Raw genomic sequence first — 23,618 nt, forward strand, 5'->3', positions numbered from 1 at the left:
CCCCTCGCCGGATGGATTTGTTTCGACGATCGGAGACCCCGTGTCGACCACCCAAGCCGCCCTCGCCTCTGCCGAGGCTCACAGCGCGCACAACTACCATCCTCTTCCCATCGTCGTGTCGTCGGCGGACGGCGCCTGGATGACCGACATCGAGGGGCGCCGCTACCTCGACATGCTCGCCGGGTACTCGGCGCTGAACTTCGGCCACTGCAACCGCCGGCTCATCGATGCCGCCAAGGCGCAGCTCGACAGGGTGACGCTGACCTCCCGCGCCTTCCATCACGACCGGTTCGCCGAGTTCTGCACGCAGCTCGCCGAGCTGTGCGGCATGGACATGGTGCTGCCGATGAATACGGGGGCCGAGGCGGTGGAGACCGCCGTGAAGACGGCCCGCAAGTGGGGCTACAAGGTGAAGGGCGTGCTGGACGGCCGAGCGAAGATTGTCGTCGCGGGCAACAATTTCCACGGCCGTACGACGACGATCGTCAGCTTCTCGACCGACCACGAGGCCCGCGCGGACTTCGGCCCGTACACCCCGGGCTTCGAGATCGTCCCGTACGGAGATCTGACCGCGCTGAACGCCGCGGTGACCGAGAACACCGTGGCCGTGCTGCTCGAACCGATCCAGGGGGAGGCGGGCGTCCTGGTGCCGCCGGCCGGGTACCTGGCGGGCGTACGGGAGTTGACCCGCGAGCGGAACGTGCTCTTCATCGCGGACGAGATCCAGTCGGGTCTCGGGCGTACGGGAAAGACCTTCGCCTGCGAGCACGAGGGCGTCGTCCCCGACATGTACGTCCTGGGCAAGGCGCTCGGCGGCGGCGTCGTGCCGGTGTCCGCCGTCGTGTCGTCGGCCGAGGTGCTGGGGGTGTACAAGCCGGGTGAGCACGGTTCGACGTTCGGCGGAAATCCGCTGGCCTGCGCGGTGGCGCTGGAGGTCATCGCGATGCTGCGCACCGGCGAGTTCCAGCAGCGCGCCACCGAGCTCGGCGACCACCTCCACCAGCAGCTGGGCCTGCTGGTGGGCGGCGGCGCGGTGGAGGCGGTGCGCGGCCGCGGGCTGTGGGCGGGCGTCGACATCGCCCCGTCGCGCGGCACCGGCCGCCAGATCTCCGAGAAGCTGATGGACCGGGGCGTCCTGGTCAAGGACACCCACGGTCCGACCATCCGGATCGCCCCGCCGCTGGTGATCAGCAAGGAGGACCTGGATTGGGGCCTCGACCAGCTCGGCGCGGTGCTGGCGGGCCGGTAGAGCCCTGCGCCGTGCGTTCGCTGCGGCGTCACAGCGAACGCACGGATGCGGCGGCCGGGCGGGGGGCCAGGGTCACCGTCCTGGTTGCGGACAGTGCACCGTGGGGTTCCATTGCTCGAACAAACCCTTCGGGTTCGTCTTGTACAGCCACACGTGCAGGTCGTAGTGGACCGGCATGCCGGGCTCATGGCCGGGCATCGGCCCGTCGAACTTCTTGCCGCCGAACATCGTCGGGCGGTCGTCGTCCGTCGTGAGGTCCTGGTCGCGGTCGACGACGACGTACTCCACCGCCACGAGTTTCCGCTTCTCACCCTTCTTGCCGGGCTCGTACAGCAGCGCCGCCGGCCGGGCAGGGTTCGTGGAGCCGATGTTCTTGGTCTTTACGTAGTGGTAGCCCATCCCGCCCAGTTCCGGGTCGGCGACGCAGTCGTTCGTCCGCATGAAGCCGTCCTTCGGGGCGAACGGCTCCCAGAGGTACTTGGCCGTCGCCACGTACGCCTTGGCCAGGTCGGCCTGCCTCTTCTTTTCGTTGTTGCCGTGGCTTCCGGCCCCGGCTTGTGCCGGGGCGGCCGCCAGGGCCAGCGAGGAGACGACGGCGAGCGCGAGCGCCGCCTTGACAGTGCGTGTGGGCATGCGGAACTCCTGGAGAGTATGAGGCGCGGCAAGGGCGCCGAGCCTGTTCGGGCCCCTCCCCCTGGACCTCACCCCGGCCCACGCGAGCAGCATGTCCGGCGGGGCGGCGCACCGCATGCCGGGTAACCCGTTAGGGATGTCCCCGGCCGCCGCCACTGCCTCTCAGAGGATGACGTGCGGCAGGAAGCGGGCGTACTCGTCCGTGATCAGGCCCGACGACTCCCGGATGCCGAGTCCCGCCGCCTCGTCCTCGACGACCCACGCCCCGAGCACCACGCGGTTGCCGTCGAAGTCGGGCAGGGGGGCCAACTCCTGGTAGCAGACCGGCTGTTCACGCTCCGCGCGGGCCGCGGCCGGCTCCGTGCCCGGCTCGTGGATCGTGACGCCGGCGCCCTCGCGGCCGAGCAGCGGCTTGGCGACGTATCCGGGCCCGTCGGCGGCGGCGAGCTCGCGCGGGCCGTCGAGATACGCGGCGAGCAGGTTCGGGTGGCCGGGGTAGAGCTCCCAGAGGATGGCGAGCAGCGCCTTGTTGGAGAGGAGCATCTTCCAGGCCGGTTCGATCCAGCAGGTGGTGCCCGAGCCGCCGCCGTTGTCGAGCGTGTTCAGGACGTGCGGCCCGAAGCGGTCGGTCGTCAGCCACTCCCACGGGTAGAGCTTGAAGCAGCTGCGGATGAAGCGCAGCCGGCCGTCGACGAAGCGGCCCGAGAGCCGGTCCCAGCCGATCTGTTCGACGGACAGCGCCTCCGTGGCGATCCCGGCCTGCTGAGCGGTCTCGCGCAGGTACGCGACCGTCATGAGGTCCTCGCCGAGCTCGTCGCTCTCCGAGTGGACGAAGTGCAGCGGTCCGGGGGGCAGGAGCGGCGCCTGGCGCTTCCACGCGTCGACGAGCCGCTCGTGCAGGGAGTTCCACTGGTCGGCGCCGGGGAAGCGCTCCTCCATCCAGAACCACTGCGGGCTGGCCGCCTCCACCAACGAGGTGGGTGTGTCGGCGTTGTACTCCAGCATCTTGGCGGGGCCCGTGCCGTCGTACCGCAGATCGAACCGCCCGTAGATGGAGGGGAGTTCGGCGCGTCGCCGCCAGGAGGTGGCGATCCGGGAGGCCAGTCGCGGGTTCGTGATGCCGAGGTCGGCGAAGCGGTCGTGCTCCACGATGTGCGCGGCGGCGGCCAGGCACATGGCGTGCAGTTCCTCGACGACCTCCTCCAGCGCCTCCACCTCGGGCAGCGAGAATTCGTAGTACGCGCTCTCGTCCCAGTACGGGCGCAGCGACCCGTCCGGGAAGCGGGTCAGCGGGTAGATGAGGCCCTGCTCCTCGACGGTCTGCTGCCAGCCGGGGCGTGGTTCGATCGTGTGTCGCTTCATCGGTTCAGGTCCGGTCCGGGCCCGGTCCGTCAGCCGCCGCCGGAGCCGGAGCCGGAGCCGAAGCCGCCCCGGTCGACCGCGGACTTGTCGAAGCTGCCGTCCGTCACCTTGCCGCTGCTGACGCGGCCGCCGTAGTAGTACCGGCCGGAGCTGCTGGAGCCGTCGTCGTCGCACTCGTAGTCCGGCAGCACTTCCTGGGTGACCGGGTCCACGCACCGCCGGTCCGGCTCCGAGCCGCAGGCGGTGAGCGTCGCCGCGAGTACGCCCATGCCTCCGAGCAGGACCGTGCCTGACCTCAGTTTGCGCCGTCGTGCCGCCATGTCCCGGCCCCTCCCCCGTCGTTCGAACAGATACTCCAGACCGTCCGACAGACTAGATGGCCCGCTCCGGCCGCCGGAACCCGGTGCACCATCTCCACCCCTCTAGAGTCGGTTTGTGATCCTTGGGATGATCTGCGCGCTCTCTTCGGCGGTTTGCATCGGCATGGCCTCCGTGCTCCAGGCCGTCGGGGCCCGCGCCGCGCGGCTCGGCACCGGCAGCGGAGTCGACGTGGCGCTGATGCTGCGTGCCCTGCGTCAGTGGCGGTACGTCGCCGCTCTCGCCCTCTACGGCCTCAGCTTCACGCTCCAGATCGTCGCCCTGCTCACCATCCCCATCTACGCCGTCGAGGCCGCCCAGGCCGCGAGCCTCGCCGTCACCGCCGTGCTCGCCACCCGCGTGCTGAAGGTCCGGCTCCGGGGTACGGAGTGGGCCGCGGTGGCCGTGGTCTGCGCGGGCCTGGCGATGCTCGGGCTGTCCGTCGGCGCGGAGGGCGGGAGCGACGGCCCGGCCGCCCTGCGGTACGCCATGCTCGGCGTCGCCTTCGCCGTGCTGCTCACGGGCGCCGCGGCGGGCCGCCTGCCGGGCCGGGCCCGCGCGCTGGTCCTGGGCTTCGGCGCGGGCACCGGCTTCGGGGTGGTGTCGGTCTCGGTGCGGCTGCTCGACGACCTGGCGCCGTCGGCGCTCGTCGCGAATGCGGCCGTGTACGCGCTGCTGCTGGGCGGCGGCACGGCGTTCCTGCTGCTCACGTCGGCGTTGCAGCGCGGCTCGGTGACCACGGCGACGGCGGGCATGGTGGTCGGCGAGACGATCGGCCCGGCCGTGGTGGGTGTCGTGTGGCTCGGCGACCGTACGCGGGAGGGCCTGGTGATGCCGGCGGCCGTGGGCTTCGCGGTGGCGGTGGCGGGCGCACTGGCCCTGGCCCGCTTCGGCGAACCCCCGGCGATCGCGGCCGCGGCGGGACCGGCCGACGCACCGTAGGGCGGGGGAGAAAAAGGACACCGGGACGCCCCCCGCGCACCAGCCCGACCGCAGTGGTTTATCGTTCACCCTTGCGTGGAGTGCTGCCGCCGAAAGGTGGCCGCCCACGCAGCGCCCCGGTCGGTCCCCCCGTCCGGCCGGGGCGCCCCCCTCTCCCTTCTCCCTCCCCTCCCCCGCGAGACCGTCACGGCAGCGCCCGGCACAGCGCCTCCAGCGCCCCCGCCCACGCGCTGTCCGGCGGCGTCGCGTACCCCACCACCAGCGCGTCCCGGTCCCGCTGCCCCGACGGATGCCGGAAGCTGCCCACGCGGCCCAGCGCGAGCCCCTGCCACGCCGCCGCCTGCACCACGGACCGTTCCGTACCCGCCGGCAGTTCGACCACCGCGTGCAGCCCCGCCGCGATCCCCGTCACCCGTACCTCCGGCGCCCGTTCCGCGAGCGCCGCCACCAGCTGGTCGCGCCGCCGCCGGTAGCGCAGCCGCATCGAGCGCACATGTCGGTCGTACGCTCCCGAGCCGATGAACTCCGCGAGGGTCAGCTGGTCCAGCGCGCTCGACACCCAGTCGACCACCCCCTTCGCCGCCGTCACCTCCTCCACCAGTGACTCCGGCAGCACCATCCAGGCCAGCCGCAGCCCCGGCGCGAGCGACTTGCTCGCGGTCCCCAGGTAGACCACACGCTCGGGATCGAGTCCCTGAAGGGCGCCGACCGGCTGCCTGTCGTAACGGAACTCCCCGTCGTAGTCGTCCTCCAGGATCAGCCCGCCCGTACCCCGCGCCCAGTCGACGGCCGCCGCGCGCCGGTCCGGATGCAGGGCGACCCCCATCGGGAACTGGTGAGCCGGCGTCAGCAGCACCGCCCCCGCCGCCCGCAGCTCCGCCAGCTCCCCCGTGCGCGAACCATGCCCGTCGAACCCGAGCGCCGGGGTGCGCAGCCCGGCCTCCGTGAGCAGGTCCCGGTGGAAGTGGAGACCGTACGACTCCACCGCCACCTCCCGTACGCGCCGCTGCCCGAGCACCTTCGCGATCAGCTGCAGCCCGTGCACGAACCCGGAGCAGATGACAACGCGGTCCGGCGTGGCCCGTACGCCGCGCGCCCGCGCCAGATACTCCGCGACGGCGGTACGCAGCTCGACGCGCCCGCGCGGATCGCCGTACCCGAACGCCTCGTGGGGCGCGGCGGTCAGCGCGCGCCTGGCCGCCTTCAGCCATTCGGCACGCGGAAAGGAGGCGAGGTCCGGGGCGCCGGGCATGAGGCTGTACGCCGGTGTACGCCGCGCACTGTGCCGCGTCACGGCAGCGGGCGGCCCGGCCTTGCGCGGCGCGGCCACGGCCCGCTGCGCGACGCGCGTGCCCGATCCCTGACGGGCCGTGAGCCAGCCCTCGGCGACGAGTTCGGCGTACGCGTCGGCGACGGTGTTACGGGCGACGCCCAGGTCGACGGCGAGCGACCGCGAGGACGGCAGCCGCGTCCCGGGGGCCAGCCTGCCCGTACGGACGGCTTCACGCAGGGCGTTCATCAGGCCCGTACGGAGCCCGGAACCACCCAGCTCCACATGCAGGTCGACGCCGTAAGTTGCCCATGAATCCGTCACATAAATGGACCATACCGGTGTGCTATCAGCCCCGTAGCGTCGTCCCCATGACGACAGAAAAGGCCCCCGAACACACCCTCCGCCTGGACATGGCCAAGCTGGCGCCCGAGGTCTACAAGGCCATGGTCACGGTCGACGCCGCAGCCAAGAAGGGCCTCGACCCGTTCCTGGTCGAGCTGGTCAAGATCCGCGCGTCACAGATCAACCACTGCGCGTTCTGCCTCGACATGCACGCCAAGGACGCGCTGGCCGCCGGCGAGACGATCGAGCGGATCACCCAGCTCGCCGCCTGGGAGGAATCCCGGCACTTCTACACCGAGCAGGAAGCCGCCGCACTGGAACTCACCGAAGCGGTGACCGTCCTGACAGACGGATTCGTCCCCGACGAGGTGTGGGAGCGGGCCGCCAAGCACTTCGACGACACCCAACTGGCCCACCTGACCGCCGTGATCACGGTCATCAACGCCTGGAACCGCTTCGCCGTGACCACCCGCATGGTCCCCGGCCACTACACCCCGGGCGCCCTCAAGCGCTGAGCCACAACCGCGATCAGAAGTCGCTCCAGAGGTCGGACATCGTCGCGTACGACATCGCGAAGAAGACGCAGAACGCCACCATCACGGCGCAGAACACCACCACGAACACCGCACCGGCCGTCGCCCGCACCGCACTCGACGGCGGCTGCGCGGTGGCCCGGTCCGGGCAGCCCGCAGGGTAATGGACAGGCACGATGTCCCCCTCGACGATCGTGCCGGGACCGTTCGTCTCCTCGAATCGCACGGGTGCGGCGCCGCCGGGCACCGTGAACTCGTACACGTGATGCAGGGTCGTGCGAGACCCGCTGTCCCCGCCGCTGCGCGTCGTCGTATACGTACGCAGGCACCGCGCCTCAGCGGTGAGCCCACTGCGCCACGCCTCGCGCAGCCGCAGCAACGAGACAACGGTCTTGGCAGCCATGAGCACGGCGACGGCCGCGATCAGCGCGGGTACGGCGTAGAACATGAAGTCCATCGGTGATCCCCCCGTTGTGGGCAAGTAGCCCTTAAGCGCTCACTCCTGCTCTGCCCGTACATGATGTACGTGACGTATGAGCGCCGTAAGCCCGGCCCGGTTGATCGACAGCACCCGGGACGGCTCGTCGCTCTCGTGCAGCCGGATCACGCCGTCGGCGGCAGCAACCTCAACGCACTCGTTACCATCGACTCCTCCCGAGAGCGACGACTTCTGCCAGCGTGTGGGGGAGTCACGGCTGCTCCGCCCGTACGCGACGTATCAAGGCCGCGATCCCGTCGCGGGTGACCGACAGGACCTGGGCCGGTTCGTCGCTTTCACGGAGCCAGATGCCGCTCTGCGAGCTGGCCAGCTCCACACAGCTGTCACCGTCGCCTCCGCCAGAGAAGGAAGACTTCTGCCACTGAACAGACTTGCTGGTCATGCTGATGCCTCACAGTTCCTTCGTCATGCGGTGGATGAGATCCCGCGACGCCAGGGGATCGAGCACTACTTCCTCCACCTTACGAAACAACCTTCGAAACCGACCCAGTTGTGACTCCGCACCGATAAAGGCAGCACCATGCGGGCCGTCACGAAGCACGGTGTCCAGTTGGGGCACCGCACCACCCGCATACATCATCGTGGCCCCAGCCCCGGCGAATCCGTCCACGTCGAAGGGGACTACGCGCACCACGACGTGTCCAGCCTCGGCCTGCCGCAGAATCTCCTGAAGCTGTGCACCGGCCACCTGGCGGCCCGATACGCGAGTACGCAGCACGGACTCGTGAATGATCGCCTCGTACGCAGTGGGATTGTCGCCCTCGATGACCACCTTGCGCCCCATCCGGTGCTCCACCCTGGGTTCGAGCTCGCTCGGCGGAAGCTCCAAGCCCATATACGAGTAGACCGCACGAGCGTAGTCCGCCGTCTGCAAGAGCCCCGGTACGTACGTCATGGCCACGTCACGCAGAAACGATGCGTGATGCTCCAGCTCCGCCAGGTCCAAGAACCCTGGCGGCAGCACCCCCCGATACTCCTCCCACCAACCGCGCGTACGGTCGGTGGCCATCGCGACCAAGGCGTCGATCAACGCCGCGTCAGCACAGGCACAGTGGGCAGCGAGCCTGCGCACACGCTCCTCGCCGACGCCCGAGTTACCCGCCTCCATCTGGCTCATCTGGGCTGAGTTCGACCCCAGAACCCCCGCCACCTCTCGGGCTGACATCCCCGCAGCTTCCCGAAGTTTGCGCAGCTCGGCGCCCAGGCGTACCTGGCGGGCGGTCGGCTGACTCCTCGCTGTCATGTGATCGGCACCTTCTCAATAGCCAGTGGGTCAGGGCAGATTGACTCGCCCCATTCGGGTGGCAGATTACGCCAGGGACTTGCGCAGGTAAAAATTTTTACCCTACGGTGAGTGATGCGTCGCACACGCTGCGATCACCGGGACTCCGGAAGTGCACCGCACCGCCATGCCATGACGGCCGCGACATTGCCACCGCCCAACGACCGCCGCGCACCAGCCACCTCCCTCACTCCACACGGAGTCCTCGCATGCCGAATTCAACGAAGAACACCGGCAGTGACACCGAACCCTGGCAGTACACCCTTTACATCCCCCACGACCCCCGCGCCGTCACCATCTGCCGCCGCACCCTGCGCCTGATCCTCAACGCCCACGGCCTGCCCCACCTCGCCGAAGCCGCCGAGCTCCTGGCCACCGAGCTGATCAGCAACGCCGTACGCCACACCAAGGGCCCCGCCGCCCTCCGCCTGCGCTGGGCGGACAGAATCCTTCGTATCGGCGCCTGGGACGCGGACCCCACCCCGCCCGCGCCGCCGCCCAGGCAGCCCGCCACCATGGACGCCGAACACGGCCGCGGCCTCGACCTCATCCGGACCTACGCCGACAACTGGGGCTGGTACCCCCTCACCACGGCCGACGACGACAGCGGCAAATACGTCTGGTGCGAACTGCGCGCCGCGTAAAGACGGACGACTGCGGTGGGCTCCAACTTCCCTCTTCTGTACGGTTATGGACACCTCCCGGCCGGATTCCAGGCCGCTGAGTGACCGTTCCCACCGCCTCCCCGGAGCGGCTGCCGACTGGGTGATCCCAAGGCACCCACGACGATTCGCGTCTACGAGGATCTGGCTATAGGCATCTGCCGGGAGTTCGAGACGACCGAGATAGGCCCCGACCTACGGGAGCTGATGCTCGCACGCACGGTGAAGACCGAGTACGTGTTTGTCTCTGTCCTTGGCGAGAGTCGATGGAGCGATGGCTCCGCGTTGAAGGTCATCAACGCGCTGCGTGCGGCACTGGAGCTGGACCATTTCGCCGAGTTCCACAAGCTTGTGGCCGAGAACTACACGAAGGGTGGCTACACGGACGCCTCACTGCTCCGTCTGGCCTCATGCATCCCTGGGCTGCGGAATGCCGCCTTCGAGAAGGCCGTAGAGACCATGGCGTACGAGGACTTCCTGGCCGCAGCCGAGCACACGTACGACGAGGCGGACCCGGACGTCCCGACCCTAGCCATTAATGGCAAAGTCCTGCCCACATTGCGACAGAGTTCCCTTTACGGCAAGGGGCGCCTGTCCGCCTACGTCAACGACCTGTCGTAGGCCGGTGGCATCCTCGATCAGCTGAGCGGCGCTCTGCCGGTCCGGATCCTTACATCGCCCGCAGAGCCGTCATGCGTGCGCTCCAGGGTGTCGTCCGATCTCTACATCGCAGTCCGTCAGCCGCGACCAGTCGCGCGCGGCCGCCGCTTCTCTGCGCTCTCTCGCCAGGGCCCGGCACACATCACACCGCATGTCCGGCTGCGGAGGCTTCCGGGGAAGGCCCAGGTACACCGGAGGCGCCATGGTCGTCTTGGCTTCGCTCATGGGTGTCGTTCCCCTCCTTTCCTGGGCGCATCGTCACTGCCTCATGCGGACGCTACGGAGGGAGAGTTCGCAGCCTCCACGAATGTGCGCGAGCTTGCACTCGGTCACCCCAGGTCGTCGATCGCCGTCGTGATCAGCGATCGCGCGGAAGAGCCGTAGACCGCCAGTTCGGCCAGCGAGGCGAACGTACGCATATACAGGCCGATCTCTCGGGGCTGCGTGACAGTCACCTCGGCAGTGACCAGCTCCACAAGTACCCGTTCCTCATCGAAGATCCAGAAGCCTTCAACAGGCCACATGGTCCGCGTTGCGGAGGCGGGGATGATGCCGAGACTCACCCGCGGCAACGACGCAGCTTGGAGGAGATGGCCGAGCTGTCCGGCCATCACAGCGTCGTCCGCGACGCGGGCGCGTACGGCCGACTCCTCCAGCAGCATGGCGAAGGTGCGGGTGCCGTGGTGCAGCACCCTTTGCCTGGCCATGCGCGCCGCGACCGCGGCTTCGGTGTCGTCGGGGATCTGCTGGAAGGCGACGATCGCGCCCATCAGCGCGTGCGCGTAGGCGGGTGTCTGCAACAGTCCGGGAACCACGCCTGGTTCGTAGATGCGGAAGTGCCGGGTGCGTTCGTACAGCGGCACTCCGGCTTGCTGGACATGGCGCAGTCCGGAGCGGGTCTGCCGACGCCACTCCACGTACATGCCCTCGACTCCCCGCACGGCAGCGATGAGGTCTTCGGCCTGGTCCGGCACGCCGCAGTGCAGCGTCCATGCCCGTATGTCCGCCTCTGATGGCAGGGTCCTGCCGCTCTGGAGACGTGAGCACTTTGATTCGTGCCAGCCGGCGCGGGCAGCAAGTTCCCGCGCCGACAGGCCCGCTTCTTTTCGTACGTCTTCCAGGCGCCGGCCGAGATCCCGCCGTGCCTGCCGCGCGCTCGACGATGGTGAGTGTGGAGCCATGGTCCGTCCGCTGTACGCCGTCACCCGGGCCGGTAGTCGCTGTGCGGGGTGGCGCGCTCCCAGACCGCTGCGAAGGCGGTGGTGCAGAGCTCGACGACCGCCGGTTCGGTAATGATCTCTGTGTCCGTCCAATCGCCGTTGCCGGTGAAGTGATTCACCATGAGCAGCTCGCCGTCGAACAGCCAGAAGTCGTTCCCTGGCAGCGCGATGTCGCTCGCCCCGCGACGGGGAAGCCACCGAACCTGCTCGCCGGCCGCGATGTTGTGCTGCTCGGTGATTTCGTACTCGAAGCGCGTATAGTCACTCAGCGGCTCGGAGATGATCCTCGCCCTGCGTACGTGAACCCCGCGAGCCGTCGTCGAGCGGACGAGATCGCGCCACCACTGGCTCTCGGCATCGTCCACGATGATGCTGTGGTCCTTCTTCCATGCCACGAACGACGGGTCGTCCAGCATGTAGCCGTCGCGCATCTCCAGGTGGGCTGCCGACCGCATCGCCGAGCGGAACAGCTCCTCAAACGTCGTCTCCAACGCCACGCGCCTCCACCTCCAGGAAGAACCGCATCATCCGCCTGGGAAACTCGATCACGGTCTCGTGGTCGGGCATGTCCAACTGCGCCAGACGCTCCGCGTCCGTGACCTTCCAGCCCTGGAGCACATAGTTGTCAGTCTGGTCGTCGTAGAAGACGGTCGGCGATCCACCGTTCTTACTCTCGGGGTCCTTGCCCAACCTGTGCAGTGCCATGCCGGCCTCCTTGTCGGGGACTCGCTGTGCCTGATCTTGCGGCCAACGAGCGGCCGGAGACCAGCTACTTGCGCAAACTTGCGACACAACCCCGGCGAAACGCCGAACGGCTCCGGAATGCCGGGTTCGCGGCGTTCCGGAGCGCGCTCAGGTGGTGGGGCCCCGGGAGGGGGCCAGTGGTTACTTCTTCGGCAGCCAGGCCTTCCATGTCGACTCGTTCGCCTTGACCCACTTCTCGGCCGCGGCCTCGGGCGACAGCTTCTCGTCCGCGATCATCAGGGCGACCTCGTTCTGCTGCTCGGTCGTCCACTTGAAGTTCTTCAGGAACTCCGCCGCCTTGCCGCCGTTCTTCGCGAAGTCCGCGTTGAAGAACTTCTGGAGCGGCGTGTTCGGGTACGCGCAGGCGACCTTCTTGGGGTCGGCGTCGCAGCCTTCCTTGTACGCCGGCAGCTTGACCTCGACCATGTCGATCTCGGCGTTCAGCCACTGCGGCGTCCACCAGTACGTCAGGAACGGCTTCTTCGCCTTGGCGTACTTCTTCATGGCCGTGATCTGGCTGGCCTCGGAACCCGAGTAGTTCGTCTTCAGGTTCAGCTTCAGGTTCTTGATGATCGCGTCGTCGTTGGTGACGTAGTCGGGCGACCCTTCGAGGATCTCGCCCTTGTCACCGCTCTCCGCGGTCTTGAACTCGTCGGCGTACTTGTTGAGGTTCTTCCAGTCCGTGACGTCCGGGTGCTTGTCCGCGAAGTACTTCGGTACGAACCAGCCGATGTGCCCGGTGACACCGAGGTCGCCGCCCTTGACGACGGTCTTCTTGGTGTCGACGTACTGCTTCTCCTCCTTGGGGTGGCCCCAGTCCTCAAGGATCCCGTCGATGTCGCCCTTCGACAGCGCGTCCCACGCGAGGACCTCGCCCATCTGCTGGGTCTTGACGGTGTAGCCGAGCTCCTTCTCCAGGAGGTACGCCGCGACCGCGGTGTTGGCCTGGGCGCCGACCCACGACGGGACGGTCAGCTTCACGGTCTTCTGGTCGCCGGCCTCGTCGCTCTTGCCGGTCTTGGCCGCGCCGCACCCGCTGAGGGCGAGCAGGCCGAGGGCGGCGGCGGAGGCGGCGGCCGTGCGGAGTATTCGCGAATTCATATTCATGCGCATGGTGAGGATGACTCTCTTCTCTGTCTGGCAGGAGTGAGTAAGAAGGGGGTGTCAGCTGTTGTTACGGCCACGGGAGCGGCCCGCGCCCGGCTGAGTGAGCCGGTCGAGTACGAGCCCGAGGCAGACGATCGCGGCACCGGCTGTCATGCCGACGCCCATCTCGCCGCGCGACAGTCCCTTGACCACGTCGTAACCGAGTGCGCCACCGCCGACGAGGGCGCCGACGACGACCACGGCGAGCACGAGCACCACGCCCTGGTTGACGGCGAGCTGGAGCGCCGGGCGGGCCAGCGGCAACTGGACCTGGCGGAGTTGCTGCCAGGAGCCGGCGCCCATGGAGCGCGAGGCCTCCAGGGCGGACGGGTCGACTTCCCGGATCCCCTGGGTGGTGATGCGGACGACGGCGGGCAGGGCGTACACAACAGCCGCGATGATCGCCGACGCGCGCGTGACACCGAACAGTGCGACCACCGGGATCAGATACACGAACTGCGGCATCGTCTGCATGGCATCGAGCACCGGCCGCATCCACCGTTCGAAGCGCCCGGCCCGCGCCGCCGCGATCCCGAGCGCGAAGCCCAGCAGCAGCGTCACGAAGAGCGCCGCGATCACCTGGGACAGCGTGTCGAGGGACTTCGTCCATACGCCGAGTACGCCGATGGCGCCCATCGCGAGCGTGGAGGTGACCGCGGTCGCCCACGACCCCACCAGCCACGCCAGCCCCGCCACGAGCAGCAGCACCGCCCACCAGGGCAGCCACACCAGCCCGTCACGCAGCGGGTTGAGCACCCACAGCGTGAAGCTTTCCGACCACACCTCGGTGCCGCCGAGGACCGGGATGCCCGAAGCGAGGTGCTCGGTGATCCAGTCCTGCGCCTTGTTGACGGGCGTGGAGATGCCGTACGTCCAGGCCTCCGGCCAGGTCTGCGTCAGCAGCGCCCGCCCGGCCGCGGCAGCGGCCGCGGTGACGACGGCGACCAGCGCCCAGGCACGCCACCCGTGCAGCAGCCGCGGGCCACCCGGCACCGAGGTGCCGATACGCTCGCCCGCCGCAGCGGTCGTACGGTCCAGCCAGACCGCGATCAGCACGATCGGGATGCCGGCCGCGAGCGCCTTGCCGACGTCGACGGTCGACAGAGCCGAGTAGACCTCTTCACCCAGCCCACCCGCGCCGACGAGCGCCGCGATGACGACCATCGACAGCGCCATCATGATCGTCTGGTTGAGGCCGAGCAGCATTTCCTTGCGCGCGAGCGGCAGCCGCGCCGTCCACAGCCGCTGCGGGCCGCTGGCGCCGAGCGAGGCCGAGGCCTCCAGGACACCGGCGTCGGCGCCGCGCAGCCCGAGGGCGGTGAGGCGGGCCATCGGCGGGGCGGCGTAGATGACCGTACAGAAGAGCGCGGCGGGCGTACCGGTGCCGAAGACGAGCACGAACGGCAGCAGGTACGCGAACGCCGGCATGACCTGCATGGTGTCGAGCACCGGCCGCAGCATCCGGTGGAAGCGGTCGGAGAGCCCGGCCGCGAGCCCCAGCACAATCCCCAGCACAGACGCGCACGCGACGGCCACCACCATCAGCGCGATGGTGAGCAGCGTGGCGTCCCACATCCCGAGCACCCCGCACACGGCGAACACGCCGACCGCGACGCCCGCCGTCTTCGCGCCGCGCCGGTCGAGTCCGGCGGCGCGCCAGGCGAAGAGGACAGCCATCACCGCGAAGCCGGCCCAGCCGAGGGCATTCAGACCGTTGTAGACGGCGTTGACGGCGTCGGTCGCGGTGTTGGAGAGATGGAGCAGGAAGTAGAGGAAGAGGGGGTGCGTGTCGCGGTTGTCGATGACCCATTCGTTGGCGTCGTCGAGCGGCCCCGACACGTCGACGGTCAGGCCGGCGGGCCAGCTGCCGCCGCCCCACAGCACGACCCCGAGCGGTACGAGCACGAACGCGGCCACGGCGAGCGGCAGCAGCTTGCGCCCGGTGCGGTGACGTACGAGAGTGCCGAACCGGCCGGGGGTGGGCGCCACGGCCTCCTTCGCGGGCGTGGTGACGGCCGCCGTCATGCGGCAACCGCCTTCGCCGTACCGATGCCCGCTACAACCGCGAGCAGCCCCTGGTGGTCGACGACGCCGATGCAGCGTCCGCCCTCCATGACGCGGGCGGGCTCGCCGGTGCGCGCGACGGCCTCGATGGCGGTCGAGACGGTGGCGTCGGGGGACACGGAAGCACCGCTCTCGGCCTCGCCGACCTCGGCGGGCCGCATGGCCGTGCGTACGGTCATGACCTGCTCGCGCGGTACGTCACGCACGAAGTCCCGCACGTAATCGTCGGCGGGCTCGCCGACGATCTCCTCAGGGGTGCCGAGCTGCACGATCCGGCCGTCGCGCATCAGCGCGATCCGGTCGCCGAGCCGCAGCGCCTCGCTCAGGTCGTGCGTGATGAAGACCATGGTGCGGCCCTCTTCGCGGTGCAGGCGGATGACTTCTTCCTGCATGTCGCGGCGGATCAGCGGGTCGAGCGCGCTGAACGGCTCGTCGAAGAGCAGCACTTCGGGGTCGACGGCAAGAGCCCGGGCAAGCCCCACTCGCTGCTGCTGCCCACCGGACAGCTGGCTCGGCCGGCGCTCTCCCATCCCTCCCAGGCCGACCTTCTCGACGACCTCGGCGGCCTTCGCGCGCCGCTCGGCCCGCCCCATGCCCTGGATTTCGAGCCCATAGGCGACGTTGTCGATGACGGACCGGTGCGGCAGCAGACCGAAGTGCTGGAAGACCATGGAGGCGCGGTGCCGGCGCAGTTCGCGCAGCCGCGACTTGTCCATGGACAGGACGTCCTCGCCGTCGATGGCGATGGCGCCGGAGGTCGGCTCGATGAGGCGGGTCAGGCAGCGTACGAGGGTCGACTTGCCGGAGCCCGAGAGCCCCATGACGACGAAGACCTCGCCCTTCTGTACGTCGAAGGAGACGTCGCGCACGGCGGCGGTACAGCCGGTGCGGGCCCGCAGCTCTTCGGCGGACAGTTCGGCGTAGTCCGCGTTGGCCGGTATTCGGCCGGCCTTGGGTCCGAAGACCTTCCACAGATTCTGTACGGAGAAAACCGGTTCGGCGGCGGCGGGGTCGTCAGTCTTCTTGGTGGTGTGGTTGTCGGTCATCACGCATCACCTCCCGGTGCAGTTGTTGAGGCAAGCAGTTCGGCGCACTTCTCCCCGACCATCAGGACCCCGATCATCGGGTTCACTGCGGGCATCGTCGGGAAGACGGACGCGTCGGCGATACGGATGCCTTCGAGGCCACGGATTTTCAAGTCCGGTGTAACTACGGCGAGTTCGTCGGACGAGGCGCCCATCCGGCAGGTCCCCGCCGGGTGGTACACGGTGTGCGCGACCTTGCGGGCGTACTCGCTGATGTCCTCGTCGGTGGTGACGTCGGGTCCGGGGCAGACCTCGCGCTTGAGCCACTTGGCCAGCGGTTCGGCCTTGGCGATCTCGCGGGCGATGCGGATGCCGTCGACGAGCGTACGGCCGTCGTAGTCCTCGGGGTCGGTGAAGTAACGGAAATCCAACGAGGGCTTGACAGCCGGATCGGCGCTGGTCAGGAAGAGCCGGCCGCGGCTGCGCGGCTTGGGGATGTTCGGGGTCATCGACACGCCGTGCGCGGGGCGCTCGTACCCGAGCCGTTCCGGATTGTCCGTGAACGGAATCTGATAAAAGTGGAACATCAGGTCGGGCCCGCGGCTCTCCGGGTCCCTTCGCACGAACAGCCCCGCGTCCGAGTCCATGGCCGAGTTCTCGGGGATCGGCCCGTCCGTCTCCCAGACGATGACCGACTCGGGATGGTCGAGCAGGTTCTCGCCCACGCCGGGCAGGTCGAGCACGACGGGAATCCCGAGCGCTTCGAGGTCGGCCTTCGGACCGATGCCGGAGTGCATCAGCAGCCGCGGCGTGTCCACGGCGCCGGCGCACACCAGCACTTCGCGGCTCGCCTCGACGAGAACCTCTTCCCCGTCCTTGGTCCGGACCCGGACACCGGTCGCCCGCGTCCCTTCCAGCTCCAGCTTGTACGCCCAGCTCTCCAGCATGATGTGGAGGTTCGGCCGGTCGAGGAAGGGGTGCAGGTACGCGACGGACGCGGACGAGCGCTTGTTGTTCTCGGGGTGGTAGGCGAGGTCGAAGAAGCCGACACCCTCGTGGAACGGCTCCTTGTTGAACCCTTCCACGCGCGGTACGCCGATGGCGTCCTGCGCCGCGTCGACGAAGTCGCGGGCGATGGCGTTCCGGTCCTTCTCGTCGACCGGCACGATGTTGTTGCGAAGCTTGTGGAAGTACGGCCCCATGGCCGCGGCGTCCCACCCCTCGGCCCCGGCGGCCGCCCACTCGTCCCAGTCGGACGGCAGGGGCTGGAAGGCGATGAGGGTGTTGTGCGAGGAACAGCCGCCCAGGACGCGGGCGCGGCTGTGCCGGATGTGGGAGTTGCCGCGCGGCTGCTCGGTGGTGGGGTAGTCGTAGTCGAGCTCACCGCCGAGCAGGCCCATCCAGCGGCGCAGCGTGAGCACTTCGGGGCGGTCGACGTCGGAGGGGCCACCCTCGATCACGGCGACGCGAACGGACGGGTCCTCGGTGAGCCGGGACGCGATCACCGAACCAGCGGTGCCGCCGCCGACGACGACGTAGTCGTATACAGGCATGGGTTACTGCTCCTCTTTCGTGCAACCACGGAAAAAATTCAGCGCTTCCGGCGTGTGAGGGGGGAACCTCAGCCCGCGAACCAGCGCACGGGACGGGGTGCCAAGTTCTGGTAGATGTGCTTGGCCTCGCGGTACTCGGCCAGCCCGGACGGGCCCAGCTCACGCCCGACGCCCGACTTGCCGAACCCACCCCACTCCGCCTGCGGCAGGTAGGGATGGAAGTCGTTGATCCACACGGTGCCGTGCCGCAGCCGCCCCGCGACGCGCCTCGCGCGCCCGGCGTCGGCCGTCCACACCCCACCGGCCAGCCCGTACTCGGTGTCATTGGCGAGGGCGACGGCCTCGTCCTCGGTACGGAAGGTCTCCACCGTCAGGACGGGCCCGAAGACCTCTTCCCGTACGACGCGCATCTCGCGGTGGCACTGGTCGAGGACCGTCGGCGCGTAGAAGTACCCTTCGGCCGGCCGTACGTCGGACGCCTCGGGCCGCGCGCCGCCGGAGCGCAGCACCGCGCCCTCCTCCAGCGCGGACGCGACGTACATCTCCGTCTTTTCCAGCTGCTGAGCGGAGACGAGCGGCCCGCACTCGACCCCGTCCTCCGTCCCGCGCCCGAGCCGGATCTTCGCGGCCCGGCGGGCGAGCTCGGCGACGAACCGCTCCCGTACCGACTCCTCGATGATGAGCCGGGAACCGGCCGAGCAGACCTGCCCACTGTGGATGAACGCGGCGTTCAGGGCCTGATCGACGGCGGTGTCGAACCCTTCTTCCGTCGCGCAGGCATCGGCGAAGACGACGTTGGGGTTCTTGCCGCCCAGCTCCAGCGCGACCTTCTTCACGGTGACCGCCGCCGCCCGCATCACCTTCGTACCGCTGGCGAGTCCGCCGGTGAACGACACGAGGTCGACGTCGGGGTGCTCGGACATCCGGGCCCCCACGGGGTCGCCGGCGCCGGTCACGAGGTTGGCGACACCGGCCGGCAGGCCCGCCTCGACGAGCAGCTCCATGAGCGCGACCGTCGTCAGCGGCGTGATCTCGCTCGGCTTGATCACGAAGGTGTTGCCCGCTGCCAGGGCCGGGGCGATCTTCCAGCTGGCCTGGAGCAGCGGATAGTTCCAGGGCGCGATGAGCGCACAGACGCCGACCGGCTCGTGCACGACGACGCTGTGGATCTCGGGAGAACCGGCGTCGACAACCCGCCCTGCGCCCTCATTGATGACGAGGTCCGCGAAGTACCGGAAGGCGTCGGTCACGCAGTCGACGTCGACCCGGCCCTCCTCCAGCGTCTTGCCCGCGTCGCGGCTTTCGAGCAGCGCGATCTCCTCGCGGTCCCGCTGGAGCAGCTCACCGACGCGCCGCAGCAACGCGGCCCGCTCGGCCACCGGGGTACGGGGCCACTCGCCCGTGTCGAATGCCGTACGGGCCGCTGCCACCGCGGCATCGACGTCCGCGGCACCGCCCTCGGCGATGACGGCGAAGGGCTTGGCGTCCGAGGGGTCGATGATCTCGCGCGTGGCGCCGGAAGCGGCTGCCTGCCACTTCCCGCCCACATGGATGGTCTGTTGTACCGACACGTCGCGTTTCGCCTTCCGTTCCCGATATGTTCCGCCAGTAAGGAGACCGGCAACCGGGAGCCCTCCCCCCTGGGCCGGGAAGCATGCGCATACGTGGCTGAAAGTGCCCTGCATCACGACCGCCAGGAGGCAAAACCGGTCAAAACGCGCCATTCGGTTTGAAGTGTTCGATCGCCGTGCCGATGATCTTCTCCTGTAGCGGCCACTCATCGGCAGGTGCCGCGACCAGCACGGCCCACAGGTCACCGCTGGAGACGCGGAAGACGCGCTCGACGCCCCTGCGGCGCCCGCCGCTCTCCTCGCTGTCGTACTCATAGACGAGCTCGGCGGACATGCTCTCGTTGACGGCACCGTCCACCGGGCCCACGCTGATCTCCTCGTAGCCCTCGGTGCCGTCCCGCAGCCCCCCGGAAGCCAGGCGCACCGCCGCACCGGGGGTCATGCCGGTTTCGGTGACCCGGAAGATCTGTACGAGCGAGGCCCGGTCGGCCGTCCGGTAGAAGACCCGCTCGTTCTCCAGGCTGCGCTCCCAGCCGTCGGGGACGGCGACGGAGAAGCCCTCGGGGTCCTCCACCAGCCGATATCCGGCGGGCACCTGCGCGGCGCCGGTCGCGTCCGGCGAATCCGTCGCGCTCGGCGCGTCCGGCGTAACGGACTCCTCCGCGGTGGTTTCACCGGAAGCGGTGCTGTCAGCGGTGCTTTCCGCCGCGCTTTGCCCCGTGCCTTCCGCCGTGCCTTCCGCTGACTGAACGGCCTGCGGCCCTTCCGCACCCGTACGCTCCTGATCGCCGCCACGGTTCCCCACGGTGAACCACACGGTCGCCGCGCCCAGCGCCAGTACGACGACCGCGGCCCCCGCGGCGAGCGGCGAAATCCGGCCTCGTAAGGAACGCGGGCCGGCGCCGGGATCGTACGCGGGAGGCACATAAGCCGGGGCGAGCGAATCAAGCGACGGCGACGGCGGTGCAGGTGGAGGTATCGACGGCAGGGGCGGCAACGGCGGAGGCTGCGGGGTGTGAGGAAGCGGCGGCCCCTCCTCACCACTCTCCCAGCGCTGCGCCTCATCGTTCCAGTACGGCCCGGCCATGCTCAGCCTCCCAGCAGTGCGCCGACCGCGGCCACGGCGGCGGCTCCCGACGCCAGGACCTCCACACTCGGGCCCGCCGCCGTAAGCGCGTCCCGCAGCCGGGCGAGGCGCCCGGGAGTGGCCTGGCCCGCGGCCTCGATCTCCTCCTCCGTGGAGACGAGCTCGGCGTCGAGGACGGTGGTGGTCTCGGTGGCGAGCAGCCGGTCCAGGTCGGCCCGAAGCTCCCGTACGGCGAGCAGCAGCTCTTCCTGCGCCGGGTCCCGGGACGGCACTGCGCCGGAATTCGCGTTGGTATTGGCGACAGTGTTCCCATTCCCAATACCGATGGCACTGTTGTTCACGGTCCCGACGTGAACCGACGGCTGCTCATCAGGCTTTCCCACGACGCGCTCCCCCATCTTTGCTGCTGCTGTTGTTGTTGGTGTTAGTGACGCTGTTCCCGTCACCAATCCCAATGGCACTTCCGTGTGCTGACTCGATGAAGACCCCGCCCGACCCGACGTTCACGATCTTCTGCTCGAACTCGTCGGTCTGCCAGCCCGCTTCGTGCAGCGCCAGCCGCACCCCGCCGGTCACCCGGTCCTGGACGCTCTTCAGGTAGCGGTTGATGTCCATGTCCTGGAACAGCGACGCGTCCCAGTCGGAACCGAGCTCACGCACCGACCGCGCGGGCCCGTCCGGCAGCGCGCCGCCGTTCCCGCCGGTGAGCATCTTCCACCCGCTGATGGCGCCGCGACCCAGCGCCGCGAGCGCGCTTCCGAACGAGCGGGGTGTGCGAGTGAGTGCCCAGACGGCCTTGCCGAACCAGTTGTTGTTGCGGTGCCGGTGGGCGATCCGGTCGGCGTCCTGGAACAACTGCCGTACGGGCAGCAGCACATGCGGCGCCACCTCCAGCATCAGCATGCCGCCCTGGGTGTGGACCCGTACGAAAACCGTGACCACGACCTCCTCGCTCCAGCCTCCCACCCGGATCCGCAGGAAGTGCCGACGGCTCTCGCCGCCCTCCTCCACGGACCCACTGCGATGGGCCTCGAACCCCGTGGAGTCGTACGGCGCCTGGTCGCGCCGGGTGAGTCCGGCGACCGGCAGGAAGACGCACTCGTCGGTCCGGAGCTCGCGCAGCCGGTCCCGCACGGCGGCCGCGAGCTGCGGCGATCCGTGCGGCGAGGGGACGCGCAGTGCCTCGACCAGCGGGACGATGCGATTGATGATCTTCGCGTTGTCGATCGCCTCGGGGGTGCTGTCCCTGCGCGGACGGAGTTCGACGGAAAGATTCCACGGCTGGTACGGAAGGCCTGCGCCACAGAAGGGCTGCGAGGCGTTGTACATGACCAGGGGTGCGTGCTGCTCGACCCGGATGTGCTGCGCGAGCCGGCCGAAACGCAGCCCTGTGCCGCGTTCGGCGGGGTCGGCGGCATGGTTGGGGAACTGCTGAGGGGAGAGTTCGCTGGCCAGGATCCGGGCGAACTGCCCGCGCCGGATCGCCACGACTGCCGTGAGGACGGCGAACAGCGCGAGGATTCCCCAGGCGGTACCGGCGCTGCCGAGGGGCAGGTCGGACCCGGGCCCGCCGACGGAGCTGAAAAGCTCCTCGATACCAAACGAATCCGAAGACCCGAACGGACTGGACTCCCCGTAGCCACCGAACCCGCCACCCCCGCTGTATTCGCCTCCGTACTCGCCTCCGTACCCGGAATCGCCGGAATCCTCAGAGTCGAAAGCGGCGGAGATCAGCCCCACAATGACGAAGGCCAGCAGAATGCGCCCGTACCAGCGCAGCAGGAATGCCGGGACCAGTCGGTACAGCGGCGGCTGCGCGCTGCTTCCCCTGAGCCACCCGGAGAGGCTGAGCATGAGGCACGGGCCCATGAGCACGGCGAACATGCCGCCGGTCAGCGGGACGGCGAAGACCCACAGCGCGACCACCCCGGCGGCCCAGGCGAGTTCGGTACGGCGGGCTCGCAGGGCGTGGGCGAGGACGCGGGCGGCGTCGAAGCCGTACGACGGGGCGGCGATGCGCTCCTCGTGGACGTACAGCTCATCGATCACCGCGTCCCGGTAACCGTCGTCGAGATACACCCCGGCACACAGCAGCCGGGTCGCCTCACTGGCGGCGGGCGCCACGGGATCTCTTCCGCGCAGATCGTCCTGGCCGCCGGGCTGGGTGGGTAAGGCGGTTTGAGGCACCATGCCCCTTTCACTGTGCGAACACCCCTTGAGCAGAGGAGAGTTCGAGTGGAAAGGGGTGACATTCTAAACCTACCGGGAGGCGTGCGGGCGACGCGTTTCGATCACCACGAGGCGCGCCCGCCAGCTCGCCCCTCTGAGGGGGCCGGACTCACTTCACTCGCCGGGCTCGTCCCGCACCATAAGACCGGCGACCCACAACGGCATCAGCCAGTGCGCGGCCAGGACGGCGGTCAGCACGGGCGCGATCAGCCCCTCGACGTGTACGTCGCCGAGCCAGCCGGCCCCACCGACCCCGAGGGCGGCGGCCAGCAGCAACCCGGAGGTCAGCCGGTGCGCGCGGGCGCGGGCCCGGTCACGGTCGGCGAGCTGCCGCTCGTCGAGTACGCGGCCACGCAGTTCGAGCAGCCCGCGGGTCGCGCTGTTGATGACGCCGGTCACGAAACACCAGGGCAGCAGCAGGGCGAGCGTGGCGACGAGCGCCCACACTTGCCGCTCCCCGAAGACCACGACGTTCCAGCACACCACCGAGGCGACTGTCATGAGGATGTGCGCACCGACGAAGAGCCGACGGCGTACGGCTGTGGCATGAAGGGCGGCACCTTCTTCCCGGTTCATCAGCGCGAACATGCGCTGGTCGTACCGAGTGACTGGAGCGACCTCCACTACTGCCGGCCCCTGCCCCTGCCCCTGCATCTGCATCTGCCCTGCGGTCATCACTGCTTCCTCCCGTAGACCTCGTCGGTGAGCGGCCGGAACGGCCGGAGGGAGAACAACGCCTCCACCGGCAGCTCGAAGAACTCGGCGATCTTCAGGGCGAGATCGAGGCTCGGGTTGTACTGCCCGCGCTCGATGTACCCGACGGTCTGGTAGTGCGCCCCGACAGCCTCAGCCAACGCCTGCCGCGACACCCCACGCTCAGCCCGAACCATCGCCAGCCTGTTGTGTACCTGCTCGCTCATGTATAAGAAGTACTACATAGCGATGGAGAACTGCAAGGCGGTGGGGTCAGGGGTTGGGGGTTAGCGGTCAGGGCCGGAGGAAACCAGCAGCTGCGGCTGCTACGCGCGGCGGGGACGGGCTTCGGGCGGCCCGGAGCGTTGAACGCGTCTGCGATGGGGGCCGCCACATGTAAGTGTGGCGTCGGAGGCCCGCCGGTAAAGGGCGCTCCTGCGTCGCGTCGCCTGCGGCGATTGCGCTGCGCTTCACCCTTGACCACCGGACCTC

25 protein-coding genes and 2 pseudogenes are annotated in these 23,618 nt (G+C 69.2%); 5 read left to right on the top strand and 22 right to left on the bottom strand.

Annotated elements, in window-relative coordinates:
• Positions 1–40: 40 nt before the first annotated feature.
• Complete coding sequence (gene rocD / locus J7E96_RS16115) at positions 41–1,249, top strand: ornithine--oxo-acid transaminase (protein ID WP_215132015.1); 1,209 nt, start codon at positions 41–43, stop codon at positions 1,247–1,249.
• Between the two features lie 72 nt (positions 1,250–1,321).
• Here the strand turns inward: rocD and J7E96_RS16120 are convergent, their stop codons facing one another.
• From J7E96_RS16120 to J7E96_RS16130, 3 genes are all read right to left on the bottom strand, one after another.
• Positions 1,322–1,882 (bottom strand): hypothetical protein, encoded by a 561-nt coding sequence (locus J7E96_RS16120; protein WP_215132017.1) that lies wholly within the window; start codon positions 1,880–1,882, stop codon positions 1,322–1,324.
• A gap of 162 nt (positions 1,883–2,044) precedes the next feature.
• Positions 2,045–3,244: a glutathionylspermidine synthase family protein gene (locus tag J7E96_RS16125; RefSeq protein ID WP_215132020.1), complete on the bottom strand. Its 1,200-nt coding sequence runs from the start codon at positions 3,242–3,244 to the stop codon at positions 2,045–2,047.
• A 29-nt stretch (positions 3,245–3,273) separates the two neighbouring features.
• Complete coding sequence (locus tag J7E96_RS16130) at positions 3,274–3,564, bottom strand: hypothetical protein (protein WP_215132022.1); 291 nt, start codon at positions 3,562–3,564, stop codon at positions 3,274–3,276.
• Between the two features lie 127 nt (positions 3,565–3,691).
• Here J7E96_RS16130 and J7E96_RS16135 point away from each other — a divergent pair, with 127 nt between their 5' ends.
• On the top strand, positions 3,692–4,543 hold the full coding sequence (locus J7E96_RS16135; RefSeq protein ID WP_215132057.1) for a hypothetical protein: 852 nt from the start codon (positions 3,692–3,694) through the stop codon (positions 4,541–4,543).
• A 184-nt stretch (positions 4,544–4,727) separates the two neighbouring features.
• Here J7E96_RS16135 and J7E96_RS16140 read toward each other — a convergent pair whose 3' ends face one another.
• On the bottom strand, positions 4,728–6,137 hold the full coding sequence (locus tag J7E96_RS16140) for a PLP-dependent aminotransferase family protein (protein WP_215132024.1): 1,410 nt from the start codon (positions 6,135–6,137) through the stop codon (positions 4,728–4,730).
• Positions 6,138–6,184: 47 nt separating this feature from the next.
• Here J7E96_RS16140 and J7E96_RS16145 point away from each other — a divergent pair, with 47 nt between their 5' ends.
• A complete protein-coding gene (locus J7E96_RS16145; protein WP_215132026.1) occupies positions 6,185–6,673 on the top strand; it encodes a carboxymuconolactone decarboxylase family protein in 489 nt (162 codons plus the stop codon).
• 13 nt (positions 6,674–6,686) lie between these two features.
• Here the strand turns inward: J7E96_RS16145 and J7E96_RS16150 are convergent, their stop codons facing one another.
• From J7E96_RS16150 to J7E96_RS16165, 4 genes and pseudogenes are all read right to left on the bottom strand, one after another.
• Positions 6,687–7,148 (bottom strand): DUF3592 domain-containing protein, encoded by a 462-nt coding sequence (locus J7E96_RS16150; RefSeq protein WP_215132028.1) that lies wholly within the window; start codon positions 7,146–7,148, stop codon positions 6,687–6,689.
• Between the two features lie 39 nt (positions 7,149–7,187).
• Positions 7,188–7,358 (bottom strand): annotated as a pseudogene (locus tag J7E96_RS16155) (DUF397 domain-containing protein); the annotation flags it as partial.
• 22 nt (positions 7,359–7,380) lie between these two features.
• Positions 7,381–7,572, bottom strand: a complete 192-nt coding sequence (locus J7E96_RS16160) for a DUF397 domain-containing protein (RefSeq protein WP_214972278.1) — start codon at positions 7,570–7,572, stop codon at positions 7,381–7,383.
• Between the two features lie 9 nt (positions 7,573–7,581).
• The gene (locus tag J7E96_RS16165; RefSeq protein WP_214972281.1) at positions 7,582–8,433 is read right to left on the bottom strand and encodes a helix-turn-helix transcriptional regulator; all 852 of its coding nucleotides are present in this window, start codon (positions 8,431–8,433) and stop codon (positions 7,582–7,584) included.
• 248 nt (positions 8,434–8,681) lie between these two features.
• Between J7E96_RS16165 and J7E96_RS16170 the strand changes: the two genes are divergently transcribed.
• Positions 8,682–9,116, top strand: coding sequence for an ATP-binding protein (locus J7E96_RS16170; protein WP_215132030.1), 435 nt, complete (start codon positions 8,682–8,684; stop codon positions 9,114–9,116).
• A gap of 117 nt (positions 9,117–9,233) precedes the next feature.
• Positions 9,234–9,755, top strand: coding sequence for a thioredoxin domain-containing protein (locus tag J7E96_RS16175; RefSeq protein ID WP_215132059.1), 522 nt, complete (start codon positions 9,234–9,236; stop codon positions 9,753–9,755).
• A gap of 368 nt (positions 9,756–10,123) precedes the next feature.
• Here the strand turns inward: J7E96_RS16175 and J7E96_RS16180 are convergent, their stop codons facing one another.
• The 14 genes and pseudogenes from J7E96_RS16180 to J7E96_RS16240 form a co-directional block, all read right to left on the bottom strand.
• Positions 10,124–10,768: a DUF5753 domain-containing protein gene (locus J7E96_RS16180; RefSeq protein ID WP_308295988.1), complete on the bottom strand. Its 645-nt coding sequence runs from the start codon at positions 10,766–10,768 to the stop codon at positions 10,124–10,126.
• Positions 10,769–10,975, bottom strand: a pseudogene (locus tag J7E96_RS38465) (helix-turn-helix domain-containing protein); the annotation flags it as partial.
• A 20-nt stretch (positions 10,976–10,995) separates the two neighbouring features.
• Positions 10,996–11,511 (bottom strand): DUF6879 family protein, encoded by a 516-nt coding sequence (locus J7E96_RS16185; protein ID WP_308295985.1) that lies wholly within the window; start codon positions 11,509–11,511, stop codon positions 10,996–10,998.
• Entirely contained in the window at positions 11,489–11,719 is a 231-nt protein-coding gene (locus J7E96_RS16190; RefSeq protein WP_215132034.1) for a hypothetical protein, read from the bottom strand. The genes J7E96_RS16185 and J7E96_RS16190 overlap by 23 nt, the downstream gene beginning before the upstream one ends.
• Before the next feature lie 180 nt (positions 11,720–11,899).
• Positions 11,900–12,871: an ABC transporter substrate-binding protein gene (locus J7E96_RS16195; RefSeq protein ID WP_215132036.1), complete on the bottom strand. Its 972-nt coding sequence runs from the start codon at positions 12,869–12,871 to the stop codon at positions 11,900–11,902.
• A 51-nt stretch (positions 12,872–12,922) separates the two neighbouring features.
• Positions 12,923–14,929: a proline/glycine betaine ABC transporter permease gene (locus J7E96_RS16200; RefSeq protein ID WP_215132039.1), complete on the bottom strand. Its 2,007-nt coding sequence runs from the start codon at positions 14,927–14,929 to the stop codon at positions 12,923–12,925.
• A complete protein-coding gene (locus J7E96_RS16205; RefSeq protein ID WP_215132041.1) occupies positions 14,926–16,014 on the bottom strand; it encodes a glycine betaine/L-proline ABC transporter ATP-binding protein in 1,089 nt (362 codons plus the stop codon). The genes J7E96_RS16200 and J7E96_RS16205 overlap by 4 nt, the downstream gene beginning before the upstream one ends.
• Positions 16,014–17,546: a GMC family oxidoreductase gene (locus J7E96_RS16210; RefSeq protein ID WP_215132043.1), complete on the bottom strand. Its 1,533-nt coding sequence runs from the start codon at positions 17,544–17,546 to the stop codon at positions 16,014–16,016. The genes J7E96_RS16205 and J7E96_RS16210 overlap by 1 nt, the downstream gene beginning before the upstream one ends.
• Positions 17,547–17,614: 68 nt before the next feature.
• Positions 17,615–19,117 carry an aldehyde dehydrogenase family protein gene (locus J7E96_RS16215; RefSeq protein WP_215132045.1) on the bottom strand — a complete coding sequence of 501 codons (1,503 nt, stop codon included), beginning with the start codon at positions 19,115–19,117 and terminating at the stop codon, positions 17,615–17,617.
• Positions 19,118–19,256: 139 nt separating this feature from the next.
• Positions 19,257–20,042 (bottom strand): serine/arginine repetitive matrix protein 2, encoded by a 786-nt coding sequence (locus J7E96_RS16220; RefSeq protein WP_215132047.1) that lies wholly within the window; start codon positions 20,040–20,042, stop codon positions 19,257–19,259.
• 164 nt (positions 20,043–20,206) lie between these two features.
• Positions 20,207–20,587, bottom strand: coding sequence for a hypothetical protein (locus J7E96_RS16225; RefSeq protein WP_308295986.1), 381 nt, complete (start codon positions 20,585–20,587; stop codon positions 20,207–20,209).
• Positions 20,574–22,394, bottom strand: a complete 1,821-nt coding sequence (locus tag J7E96_RS16230; protein ID WP_251069982.1) for a hypothetical protein — start codon at positions 22,392–22,394, stop codon at positions 20,574–20,576. Before J7E96_RS16230 ends, J7E96_RS16225 begins: the two co-directional genes overlap by 14 nt.
• A 153-nt stretch (positions 22,395–22,547) precedes the next feature.
• Positions 22,548–23,108, bottom strand: coding sequence for a hypothetical protein (locus tag J7E96_RS16235; protein WP_308295987.1), 561 nt, complete (start codon positions 23,106–23,108; stop codon positions 22,548–22,550).
• Positions 23,108–23,353, bottom strand: coding sequence for a helix-turn-helix transcriptional regulator (locus tag J7E96_RS16240; protein ID WP_138908556.1), 246 nt, complete (start codon positions 23,351–23,353; stop codon positions 23,108–23,110). Before J7E96_RS16240 ends, J7E96_RS16235 begins: the two co-directional genes overlap by 1 nt.
• Positions 23,354–23,618: the final 265 nt, after the last annotated feature.

It is taken from the genome of Streptomyces sp. ISL-96, assembly GCF_018614035.1.
Lineage (GTDB): Bacteria > Actinomycetota > Actinomycetes > Streptomycetales > Streptomycetaceae > Streptomyces.